6 protein-coding genes are annotated in these 13,036 nt (G+C 44.6%); all 6 read left to right on the top strand.

Going from position 1 to position 13,036, the window contains the following annotated elements; genetic code table 11:
* Positions 1-48 precede the first annotated feature (48 nt).
* The 6 genes from NBH14_RS03955 (at position 49) to NBH14_RS03930 (ending at position 12,575) form a co-directional block, all read left to right on the top strand.
* Positions 49-1,038 (top strand): FecR family protein, encoded by a 990-nt coding sequence (locus tag NBH14_RS03955; protein WP_186959868.1) that lies wholly within the window; start codon positions 49-51, stop codon positions 1,036-1,038.
* A gap of 111 nt (positions 1,039-1,149) precedes the next feature.
* Complete coding sequence (locus NBH14_RS03950; RefSeq protein ID WP_186959867.1) at positions 1,150-4,602, top strand: TonB-dependent receptor; 3,453 nt, start codon at positions 1,150-1,152, stop codon at positions 4,600-4,602.
* Between the two features lie 12 nt (positions 4,603-4,614).
* Positions 4,615-6,576 carry a RagB/SusD family nutrient uptake outer membrane protein gene (locus NBH14_RS03945; RefSeq protein WP_122328129.1) on the top strand — a complete coding sequence of 654 codons (1,962 nt, stop codon included), beginning with the start codon at positions 4,615-4,617 and terminating at the stop codon, positions 6,574-6,576.
* A 100-nt stretch (positions 6,577-6,676) separates the two neighbouring features.
* Entirely contained in the window at positions 6,677-8,323 is a 1,647-nt protein-coding gene (locus NBH14_RS03940; RefSeq protein ID WP_186959866.1) for a hypothetical protein, read from the top strand.
* A 150-nt stretch (positions 8,324-8,473) separates the two neighbouring features.
* On the top strand, positions 8,474-9,871 hold the full coding sequence (locus NBH14_RS03935) for an arylsulfatase (RefSeq protein ID WP_186959865.1): 1,398 nt from the start codon (positions 8,474-8,476) through the stop codon (positions 9,869-9,871).
* Between the two features lie 37 nt (positions 9,872-9,908).
* On the top strand, positions 9,909-12,575 hold the full coding sequence (locus NBH14_RS03930) for a glycoside hydrolase family 2 protein (protein ID WP_186959864.1): 2,667 nt from the start codon (positions 9,909-9,911) through the stop codon (positions 12,573-12,575).
* Positions 12,576-13,036 lie beyond the last annotated feature (461 nt).

Below are 13,036 nucleotides of genomic sequence, written 5' to 3'. Positions count from 1 at the left end.
CCGTGTGTACAGTTACTTGGCTGTCTTATATATGTAACACCACTAAGAATGAGAACAAATTATATATATTCCATTATTACGAAATTTTTTGGCAACGATATGCCAAAGGAAGTTCAACTCCGTTTCCAGCACTGGTTTCTTCAAACTGAAGACAGCCTGGAAAAAGAGAAGGCTCTTCATAAAATATGGGATGGGATAGAGGTAAAAGCAGATGAGAAAACACGCAGGAAATATGCGAAACTGAATGCCCGTATCGATCTGGCGGAAGGGAATAGGAAATATTTTGCAGTGAAACGGATTGCGGTTGTCGCTGCCATGTTCCTGCTGATGTTGGGATCGGCTTGGATGGCGTGGAATATGAAAGATACGCAGGATGAAGAATCCTTCTATATCGTAGAAGCGCCGCTGGGTGAAAAAAGTAAACTGACCTTGCCCGACGGAACAGTTGTTTGGTTGAATGCCGGTTCGCAATTGCGATATTCCAGTCATTTTAATAAAAATAACCGGGATGTCACTCTGGAAGGAGAAGGTTATTTTGAGGTCACCAGGCAACAGAAAAAAGAATTTGTCGTTTATTCTGCCGGATGCGGGGTGCATGTTAAGGGAACAGTATTCAATGTAAAAGCATATCCGGAAGATCCGACCATGGAAGTCCGTCTTTATGAAGGTTCGGTTTGTTTATCCACACCTTCTGTCAGAGAAGAAGACGGAATTTATATGGAACCTGGCGAAAAGGTCAATTATAATAAAATGAATAAGACCACCAGAAAAGAAAAATTACTGTATCAGGATGATTTGTCCTGGAAAGACGGATATTACCATTTTGCAGATAATTCATTGAAAGAGATTGCAGCAGAACTGGAACGTATATTTAATGTCCGCATCAAAATAGAAGATGACGATATTGAAAAGTATAGGTATCATATATCCTTTGTAAATCATGAAGTGTTGCCTGATATGCTGGATGCGATCAACAATGATAAAAAGTTGATTATAACGTATAATAAGGATACGATTGAAATAAGGAAGAGAAGATAATAATTCAATTTATTTAGTGGAGATATAGGTAGTAAGCTGGAGCGTACGGTCAGCTGACGGATATTTCTATGCATGAATGTAAACTTTGTATAAACAATTAAATTAATTAACATGAGAACAAGACAGTCCTTTTATGAAAAACCGCTTCTTCTGTTTTTCCTGTTGATGATCTTTGTTTCTTCTACAGTGACGGCACAGGGTGCTGAAAAGATTTCCATGAAGTTAACAAATCTCACGATAGAACAGGCATTGGAGCAAATCACTAAACAGAATGGCTATTCGTATGTGATAAAAAGTTCAGATCTGAATATGCAGAAAAAAACGTCTGTAGATGTCACGGATGAACCGATCAGGGAGGTCCTTTACAAGGTGTTTGAAGGGCAGCCGGTTTCGATAGAGATTGTAGGGAAGAGTATCCGTATTTCAAAAGAAAACCGGAATGCTCCGACAGGAACTTCGCAGAAGAAGGTGGTGAAAGGAACCGTTACCGATGAGACGAACCAGCCGGTAGCCGGAGTGAATGTGGTCGAACAGGGAACGACAAACGGTACGATTACGGATATGAACGGGAATTATTCCCTGGAAGTAAGCGGTCCGAATGCGGTATTGCAATATTCTTTTATCGGCTCCAGGACAATTACGCAAAAAGTAGGTAATCAAACTTCCATTAATGTTGTTTTGCAGGAAGATTCGCAGGCTTTGAGTGAAGTGGTCGTGGTTGGTTTCGGTACGCAGAAGAAAGTGAATCTTACAGGATCTGTTTCTACCGTTGCTTCAAAAGCCTTGGAATCGAGACCTGTAGCGAATGTCAGTCAGGCGCTTCAGGGATTGGTTCCGGGATTGAATTTCTCGTATGCCGGTTCCGGAAACGGGGGAGAGCTGAATAATGATATGAAACTGAATATCCGCGGTGGTGGTACGATCGGCGATGGTTCGAAATCGTCTCCGCTGGTATTGATCGACGGGATGGAAGGTGATATGAATGCGCTGAATCCTCAGGATATCGAGAGTGTTTCCGTTTTGAAAGATGCAGCGGCTTCTTCTATCTACGGATCAAGAGCTCCTTTCGGAGTGATATTGATCACAACCAAGAAAGGGAGTGCCGGAAAAATATCAGTGAACTATAATAACAGTTTCCGCTGGTCTTCGGCAATCAATACGCCCGACATTGCAGATTCGTATACTTATGCCCAATATTTTAACCGGGCAGCAGAAAATATGGGAGAAACCGGACGTTTTACACCGGAATGGCTTGAACGCATTAAAGCATATCAGGAAGGAACGTATCTTCCGACAACCGTACCGGATCCTAATAATCCGACCCGTTGGGATTGGCAGGGAAATTCCAATAACGATTGGTACGATATCTATTTTAATAATGCCGCGTTTTCACAGGAACATGCCGTCAGTGCCAATGGGGGAAGTGAGAAATATCAATTCTATGTATCTGCCAATTATCTGGACCAGAGCGGTCTGCTCAAATTTAATACGGATAAGATGCAACGTTATACCGTTACCGGTAAAATCAATGCTAAGCCGACAGATTGGTTAAGTTTCAATTACAGTTCGAAATTTATCCGGAATGATTATAAGAAACCCTCTGCGGTGGATGATAATGTTTTCTATCACAATATAGCAAAACGCTGGCCTATGGAACCGTTCCTCGATCCTAACGGACACGGAATGAGTATGGCTGAAAGCTTGTTGCAGGGTGGGGATTATAAGACTCAGAAAGACAACCTGTACCAGCAGTTTCAGCTTATCCTGGAGCCAATTAAGGACTGGAAGATTTTTGGAGAACTGAATTACAGGACTACAACGGAGTTTTTGCATAAAGATGTGAATCTGGTAACCAAATATGACGTGAGCAACAACCCGTGGACGAATCCGGCTGAACAGTCTTCCGTATTGGAACAGGCAACTAAGAATAACTTTTTCAACCCGAACGTCTATACGGAGTATTTCAAGGAACTTAATGGCGGTCACGCTTTTAAAGTGATGGTCGGTTTCCAGGCGGAACTGAATAAATACCGGGAACTGGGAGCTTCCAGAACAGATATGATCACTTCTAATTTGCCGACCCTGAATACTTCCACCGGAACGGACAAGATCACGAAAGGCGGATATTCACATTGGGCTACAGCCGGTTTCTTCGGTCGTATCAATTACAACTATAAAGAACGTTATTTGCTGGAAGTAAATGCCCGTTACGACGGAACGTCTCGCTTCTCCCGCGATAATAGATGGAATGTTTTCCCTTCTGTGTCTGCCGGTTGGAATATTGCACGCGAAGCATTCTGGGAACCCTATACAGATGTTGTGAACAATCTGAAGTTAAGAGGATCGTGGGGTGAATTGGGAAATCAGAATACAACCAATTTGTATCCTTACTACCAGTTACTCAAATTCGTAGCGAACGATGCAAACAGTCATTGGCTGCTGAACGGAATGAAACCCAATACCGCTAATGCTCCTGATCTGATCTCCACATTATTATCGTGGGAAACAATGCGCTCATGGAATATCGGTATCGATGTCGGCGCTTTGCAGAACCGTCTTACGTTTAGTTTTGACTATTTCAACCGTAAAACACTGGATATGGTAGGACCGGCACCCGAGTTGCCTGTTATCCTGGGGGCAACCGTTCCTAAAACAAATAATGCCGATATGGAATCGAAAGGTTTCGAACTGGATGTCGCGTGGAGAGACCGGATCGGTAAAGTTGATTACGGTGCACATATTCTCTTGTCGGACGACCGTCAGCGGGTAACCCGGTATTCAAATCCGACAGGAACATTAAACACTTGGTATGAAGGACAGTATTCCGGAGAAATATGGGGATATGTAACTCATGGTATTGCTAAGACGGATGAAGAAATGCAGAGCTGGCTTGCCAACCATAAGCAATCATTCGGAAATAGCTGGGCTGCCGGTGATATTATGTATGAGGACTTGAATGGCGACGGTGAAGTGAATGAGGGCAGTAATACGATTACCGATTCGGGCGATAAGAAAATCATCGGTAATTCCAGTCCGCGTTATAAATTCGGTATCGACCTGGATGCTTCCTGGAACGGTTTTGATATCCGTATGTTTTTCCAGGGCGTAGCAAAACGGGATTACTGGTTAGGCGATAATATGTTTTGGGGGGCAAGCGGTGGATTGTGGCAGAGTACTTGCTTCACGGACCATCTGGATTTCTTCCGTTCCGAAGGTGACGACTGGGGAGCGAACCCGAATGCTTATTTTCCTCGTCCGATATTGGATGGCGGAAAGAATCAGAAGAAACAGACCCGTTATCTTCAGAATGCGGCTTATCTGCGTTTGAAGAACTTGCAGATAGGTTATACCTTGCCTGCCAGTCTGACAAATAAAGCGGGACTGTCAAAGTTAAGAGTCTTCCTTTCCGTGGAGAACCTGTTTACTATCAGTGGTTTGCCTGATAGTTTTGATCCTGAAACATTAGGCTCGGGATACGGAAACTGGAATGGTACGGTAACGGAGTCTGCCAAATCATATCCTTTGTCAAGAACGGTTTCGACCGGATTAAGTGTAACATTCTAAAATTAATACATTATGAAACTAAAATATATCTTACCCATACTGATAGGAGCATTTTCCTTCACATCATGTAATGATTTTCTGGATAGGGAACCTTTGGATAACGTCACGCCCGAAGCTTTCTTCTGGAGTGAGAGTGATCTGGCTGCTTATACAATCAAGCAGTATAGTTTTACAACCCATGACGGTTGGAATCTGGGCACATGGAAAGATGACAATAATACCGATAACCAGGTCGCTGGTTCTTTCAATAACCGTTGGGTGCCGGGTGAATGGCGGGTAAGCGAATCGTTTTCCAGCCGGAGCGATGACCCGTGGAACTTCGATAAGATAAGAAATCTGAATTATTTCCTCGAGATTGCAGTGCCCCGCTGGCAGAATGGAGAAATAAAAGGGACTGATGCCAATATCAAGCATTATATCGGAGAAGCCTATTTTATGCGTGCCTGGCAATATCTGGGTAAACTTCAGACATTGGGCGATTTCCCGATTGTACGTAACACATTGCCGGATGAACAGGAGGCTTTGACCGAAGCCAGCCACCGTCGTCCGAGAAATGAAGTGGCCCGTTTTATTATTTCAGACCTGGATTCGGCTATTATGTTATTGAATAACAGTCCGGCTGGCGGTAAAAACCGTATAACACGCAATGCCGCCTTATTGGTGAAGTCGAGAACCGCCCTGTTTGAGGCAAGCTGGGAAACGTATCATAAAGGTACGAACCGTGTACCGGGAGGTTCCGGATGGCCGGGCGCTTCCGCTACTTATCTGAAGGATTATTCGATCAACATCGATAATGAGATCAATTATTTTCTGGATGAAGCGATGAAAGCTGCTGCTGAAGTTGCTGATAATGTTCCTTTGACTGCAAATAACTTCGGGAAGAAGATGGATAACCCCTATTATGCACAGTTTGCCGCAGAAAGTATGGAAGGATATGAGGAAATACTTCTTTGGCGGGCATATGATATGGAGTATAAAGAGAAGCACTCCGCCGGCTATTATTTACAGCGTGGAGGTGGTAATTCCGGTTTTACCAGAGATTTTGTAGAAACATTCCTTTGTGAGGACGGCCTTCCGATTTATGCCTCTTCCAACTATGTGAGCGATAATACGATTGCCGAAGTGAAGGCAAACCGTGATTTTCGTCTGCAACTGTTCATGAAAGAACCGGGTGAGCTGTTAAGTGAACTGTCCGACGTCGATACGTTCGGATATCCGGATATCCTGGCAAAGCAGGAGGTGCGTGCCGTAACAGGTTATTGCCTGCGTAAAGGAATGCCGCATACCTGGTATCGCGACGGAGACTATTGTGTGGAAGGATCACCTGTCTTTCGTGCGGTAGAAGCCTATCTTAATTATATAGAGGCTTCCTGCATGAAAAATGGCGGAAGCAGTATCGACAGTAAAGCCGATTCTTATTGGAAAGCGATTCGCGAACGTGTCGGTCTGCCGGCAGATTACCAGATGACGGTAGCAGCCACCGATCTGGCAAAGGAAAAAGACTGGGCTGTATACTCCGGGGGCCAGCCGGTATCCAAACTGTTATACAATATCCGTCGTGAACGTCGTTGTGAACTGATGGAAGAAGGTTTCCGTATGAACGATCTGAAACGTTGGAGAGCGCTGGATCAGATCAAGAATTATCAGGTGGAAGGATTCAAATTATGGGGACCGATGCAGTACAACTATGTGGATAGTCAGGGTAATTCGTCTTTGATTCCGGAGGGAACTGAAGGCAAAACAGCCAACGTGTCCAGTCCCAGGAACAGTGAATATCTGCGTCCTTACCAGATCGTTAAAACATCGAACCTGGTCTATGACGGATACAACTGGTGTGACGCCCATTATTTAAGTCCGATCGCCATGCAGCATTTCCGTATTACGGCAACAGATCCGGAAAACGGGGAAACCTCCGTGATATATCAGAATCCGGGATGGCCTTTGAAAGCAAATGCCGGAGCAATCGGTTATTAAACGCGTAATCCGAAAAAAATATAGTACTTTAGCCAGCCTGGAGGACACAATTGTTGTGCCGGATTTCCAGGCTGGCTTTTCATTTTAAATCTTACATGCCATGAATACATATTTAAAGAAGTCTTGCTTGATTTTCATCTCTTTGTTTGGGATGTCCCTTTCTTTGTCATTTGCCCAGTTGAGTGAGCCGTTACCTTTTATGACTCACGCTAAGCCTCTTTCAGCCGAGATAGTGGATATCGGGATGCTGGATACGGTGCCTTCTACGGCTGCATTAGTTCGTTTACCTAATCGGAAAATCGTTTATATGGTAAAGGAACAAGGGAAATGGGAACCTTTCTATGTGAAGGCGATTGAAACCGGTTATTGGGATACCCGTTATGAAAAAGATACCGATTATGATTCGGTATTTGCCGATATGCGGGAGATGGGAGCCAACACAGCCTATGTCATGTTGCATTGGGAAGATATAGAGCCGGCCGACAACCGGTTTGATTATTCTTTTGCCGATTCGGTGGTTACGGCGGCCGGAAGACAGGGCTTGAAGGTCGGATGGGTCTTGTTCCTGCATGCCCAGAAAGAACGGGTTCCTTCATTAAAACCTGAAACAGCCTGGACGTTTCATCTGGATGACCGTGACTCGTCAAACTATACGATGCAGTGGGTGAAGCGGGACGGTAAGTTGTATTCGAATATCAAGGATATTTTAGATTATGGGGTACGTCCGCTACATGTGTATGGTCATAAGGAAATCTTTTACAGGGTGAGAAGGATGCTTTATCAGTTGGCTCAGCATTACAGGTTTGACGAAACGGTTATCGGTGTCCAGCTAGGAAATGAAGAAGGATTCAGCTTTTTGGATGAAAGCGATTTTAATCCGGTAACGGCTGAACTTTATAAAGAATGGATGCGTAAAACCAATAAAACGGATTATGCCCAGTTTAAAAAAGAGGCAATAGATTGGTGGTGGCAACAATTCACTTCTGCTTATCATGAGGGCGATCCGTATAAAATAATATCGTTCAACCTGGATGCGGCACAAGCGGAAGCCGGAGATCCCGAACGGGTAGCTATGACCGGAACAAGCGCCTCTACCTATGCCGACGGAAATCTGGATGTGATAGGCACTATGTTCTATAAAGGGTGGGGCTATAAAGCTATTCTGGGGTTAGACCACAGGTATAATAATTCATATAACTATCAGTTGCCCATATTGATCCCTTCTGAAATAGGTATCGGCCGTTTTAACTCACCTGTCTGGTTCCGTCATTTTATAGCGCATACCCTGGAAAGGGCGGCACAGGGATTCGGCGTTTATTGTTACGGGGAAGTTCGTAAAGAATTGCCGGAACTGGGGGACGTACGGAATGAACTGATCCGGATGCTGAAGAATATATCTCTGAATGAAGATATCATCTGGGAGGGATTACCCGGACCGGGTACTGTGTCCTGTCAGGTGGATGAACCGGGGGTACAGGTAAGCCATCTGAATAAAAACGGTCAGGAGACATTGGCCTTGATCTATTTCCCGGAAGCAAAAGAGATGACGGATAGTAGCCAGGTAAGTAATCTCCGGACTTTAAAATTGAACTGTATGACACAGAAAGAGGGGCAGTATAAAGTGGATATTTATAAGAATGGCGAATGTATAAAGAGTAATTCGCTTTCTCTGAAAGCCGGAATATCCCGGTCGATAAGGCTGGAGGGAATAAGAATGGATGATATTGTATTTGTTTCTATCCGCTAAATAAGCCGAAAAAATGCGATTGTTGTTTGTATATATTGGTGATGATGCGGTAGAATTAGTTTTTTATAATGTATCTTTGGATGCCCAACCTTATGATAGTAATATGCGAGAGGAAAGAAAATTATATTAGATATAAAATAACTATAGAAAATGAAAACTCAACTTGTATTATGTATTGGCGGTTCCTTGTTGGCCGGGATGTCCGCCTGTAAAGACAAAGCTCCGGAAAAAGAAGTTCCGATGAATGTTATTTACATTTTGGCCGACGATCTGGGATATGGGGATATCGGTTGTTATGGTCAGCAGAAAATCAAGACACCGAATCTCGATAAGATGGCGCGGGAAGGAATGCTGTTTACCCAGCATTATGCCGGCTGTACGGTCAGTGCCCCTTCCCGTTGTTCATTGATGACCGGTTTGCATACCGGACATTCGCAGATACGCGGAAACAAAGAAATTGCTCCGGAAGGGCAACAGCCGATGGGGGCTGATACCTATACTTTGGGTAAACTGATGAAGTCGGCAGGATATGCAACCGGTATCTTCGGCAAATGGGGGTTGGGGTATCCGGGTTCTTCTTCTGTTCCTTCTACGATGGGATTCGATGAATTTTTCGGTTATAATTGTCAGCGTCAGGCTCATTCTTATTATCCGGATCATCTGTGGCATAATAATGATACGGTATTCCTGAGTGAGAATGATAACAATGGACGTAAAGTGTATTCGCAGGATCTGATCCACGAACAGGCCTTGAAATTTATTCGTGACAACAAGGATAAGCCGTTCTATGCCATGCTGACGTACACCTTGCCGCATGCGGAATTAAATCTGCCGCACGATTCTATCTACCAGATGTATGAAAATACTTTTGAAGAAGTTCCTTATGATAAAGGAGGATATTATCCGTCAGAAAAGCCATATGCGTCTTTTGCGGCTATGGTAACACGGTTGGATAAATATGTAGGCGATGTAATGGCGGAATTGAAAGAACTGGGATTGGATAAGAACACGATCGTGATCTTTACCAGTGATAACGGCCCGCACAGGGAAGGGGGAGCCAATCCGGATTATTTCCTGAGTTACGGTCCGTTGAAAGGGGTGAAGAGGGATGTCTACGAAGGCGGTATCCGTGTTCCGATGATTGCCTGGAATCCTGCCAAGATCAAAGCCGGAGTGAAAACGGAACATATCAGTGCCTTCTGGGATGTGATGCCGACTTTAGCAGAACTGACAGGTGTCGCTTTGCCTCAGGCAGGCGATGGCATCTCTTTCCTGCCGACCTTATTTTCTAAAGAAGGACAGAAGCAACATGAATATCTGTATTGGGAATTTCATGAACAGAATGGCCGTGAGGCTTTGCGTTGCGGTGACTGGAAACTGATCCGTCAACCGATCGTCGGTGAAACGATTCTGGAACTTTATGATCTGAGCAGCGATCTGCATGAAGATAACAATCTGGCTCAACAAAATCCGGAAAAGGTAAAAGAGTTGGAAGCGTTAATGGATGGTGCCCGTACCGAATCGCCTTTATTCAATTTCGGCAGGTAATATCAATACATCTTAGTCACAAATAAAATAAATAATAATGAAGAAGCTAGTAACGTATCTTGTATTGCTTTTTTGCAGCCTTCCTTTATGGGCGGCACATCAACCGGAGTTCTCGACTGCCGGATTCTTCCGTATGGATAATTCCGGACGTGAGGTTTTCTCGATGAATCCTGCCTGGCGTTTTTATAAAGGAGGTCTGGCTGGTGCAGAAGCCAAAGATTTTAATGATAAAGACTGGACGGTGGTTTCCTTGCCGCATGGCATCGAATACCTGCCGACAGAAGCCAGCGGCTGTATCAACTATCAGGGAGAATCCTGGTACCGCAAGCATTTCACACCGGATGTTGTTTTGAAAGGGAAAAAGCTGTTCCTGCATTTCGAAGCCATTATGGGTAAGAGTAAAGTATTTGTGAACGGAAAACAGCTGACGGAGCATTTTGGCGGTTATCTGCCGGTAGTGGTAGATGTGACAGAGGCACTGGACTGGAACGGTGATAACGTGATTGCCGTCTGGACCGACAACAGCGACGATCCTTCCTATCCTCCCGGAAAGGCACAGGATGTATTGGATTATACTTATTTCGGAGGAATTTACCGCGACTGCTGGCTGGTAGCCCATAACAACATCTTTATCACAGACCCGAATTATGAGAATGAGATTGCCGGAGGCGGCTTGTTCGTCGCTTTCGATAAGGTCTCGGATGCTTCGGCCGAAGTTTTGTTGAAAATACAGGTATGTAACGAAACGAAGAAAGCATTTACCGGTGTGGTAGAATATGAATTGCAACAACCGGATGGCAAGCAGGTCGCTTTTTTGAATGATAAGATCAGGATAAAAGCAGGTAAAGCCATGACAAGTTCGGATAAATTGCTGGTGAAGGAACCGTTGTTATGGAGTCCTTCTTCTCCTGCATTATATAACCTGTTGGTTCGTATCCGCGATGAAGAAGGGAATGTGATTGATGGTTATCGCCGCCGTATCGGTATCCGTAGCATTGAGTTTAAAGGGAAAGACGGCTTTTGGCTGAACGGCAAACCTTATGATAAGCCATTGATCGGGGCAAATCGTCATCAGGACTTTGCCGTTGTTGGCAATGCCGTGGCAAATAGTATCCATTGGCGTGATGCCAAAAAACTGAAAGATGTCGGTATGGAGGTAATCCGTAACGCCCATTGCCCGCAAGACCCGGCTTTTATGGATGCTTGCGACGAACTGGGGTTATTCGTTATTGTGAATACGCCCGGCTGGCAGTTCTGGAACGATGCGCCTGAGTTTGCGCAACGTGTTTACAGCGACATCCGTAATCTGGTGCGTCGTGACCGTAACCATCCTTCGGTATGGCTTTGGGAACCGATCCTGAATGAGACCTGGTATCCGGCAGACTTTGCCAAAAACACCAATGATATCGTGCATGCCGAATATCCTTACCCCTCCTGCTATTGCGGCAGTGACAGCGAAGCACGTGGTCATGAAGTATTTCCGGTGCTCTTCGCTCATCCCCAGAATGCGGACAAAGAGTGGGCCTTGAAACAAACGGACGATTCAAAGACTTATTTTACCCGTGAGTGGGGAGATAACGTAGACGACTGGAACTCTCATAATTCTCCCAGTCGTGTTGCCCGCAATTGGGGTGAACAGGCCATGCTGATACAGGCACAACATTATGCTTCTCCGTCTTATCCTTATACTAGCTATGACGCTTTGTTTCAGACTTCCCGCCAGCATGTGGGTGGTTGTTTGTGGCATTCGTTCGACCATCAGCGTGGTTATCATCCGGATCCTTTCTACGGAGGAATCATGGATGTATTCCGCCAGCCTAAGTTCTCTTATTATATGTTTATGGCACAACGTCCGCCAGTGAAAACCGGTCTGATAGCCGAAACGGGTCCGATGGTCTTTATTGCCCACGAAATGACACCATTCTCCGGAAAGGATGTGGTTGTCTATTCCAATTGCGATGAGGTGCGGCTGACTTACAACAAAGGAGGAAAAACATATACTCATAAGAAGGATAAGAACCGTAAGGGGATGCCTTCGCCTGTTATCACTTTCCCCGATGTCTATGATTTTATGATAGATAAAGCCTTGTCGAGAGAACAGAAACAAGCTGATGTTTATCTGCTGGCAGAAGGACTGATAGACGGAAAAGTAGTTGCTACCCATAAAGTAACCCCTGCTCGCCGTCCTGAGAAACTATTGCTTTGGGTGGATAACGCAGGTACGAACCTGGAAGCAAACGGCTCTGATTTTGTAACAGTTGTTGCCGCCGTAGCCGATAAGCAAGGCAATATTAAGCGGCTGAACAATTACTTTATCAAGTTCCATATCGAAGGTGAAGGTCGTATCCTGGGAGGTTCCGATGTGATGGCAAATCCGGCTCCGGTGAAATGGGGAACAGCTCCGGTACTGGTACAGTCTACCTTGAAACCGGGGAAGATCAAAGTCATAGCCAGTGTCCTGATGGAAGGCTCCCAGATGCCGATCAGCGCAGAACTTGAACTGGAAAGTATCTCGGCCGTTTATCCATTACTCTATAATCAATCGGAGGCCGCTCTTATTCCTCTGACTGTAACCGGCAAGGCAGATATGCAAATGAGCAAATCCTCAGCCGAACGCGAAGTAGAACGTCTTCAAAAAGAAGTGAATGCCTTGAAACTGAAAGAGGTGGAAAGACAGCAGACAGAGTTCGGAGAACAGAGATAGGGTTATTATAGAATATGAGCCAATATGGTAATATGCCAATGTGCCAATTTAGAAAGATTTGAGCTATCTGCTAATTATAGTATGAACCAATTAGTGACGGTGCCTTCAGGCTGTAGGCCTGTAACAAACTAGCCCAGGGTTCTAACCCTGGGTTCCCTTGAATCCTTCTCTTTTTGAGGCACCCTGTAGGGTAGGGTGTTCAGTAAAGTGTTCTCAAAAACGCATTTTAGCATGGCAAAGTATAGACTTCCTCTAACGGAAAATAGGGCAAGTATTGTCTAATATGTTCACCGTAAGACTTGTTTTATTGGTTGATTATCAGTATCTTTGAGTATTAACAACAAATTAATTAATCATGGGGAAGAATAATCAAGAAGTGGAAAATATCCGCCTTCGAGAAGAAGTAAAACAACTAAAAAAAGCGAATAAGTCTCTTGAGAAAAAGTTGGCCACTGCCAATT

This window comes from Parabacteroides caecihominis (assembly GCF_023656785.1).
Classification (GTDB): Bacteria; Bacteroidota; Bacteroidia; order Bacteroidales; family Tannerellaceae; genus Parabacteroides; species Parabacteroides segnis.
Note: the sequence above shows the minus strand (reverse complement) of the source record. Positions and strands in the feature narration are given on the sequence as shown.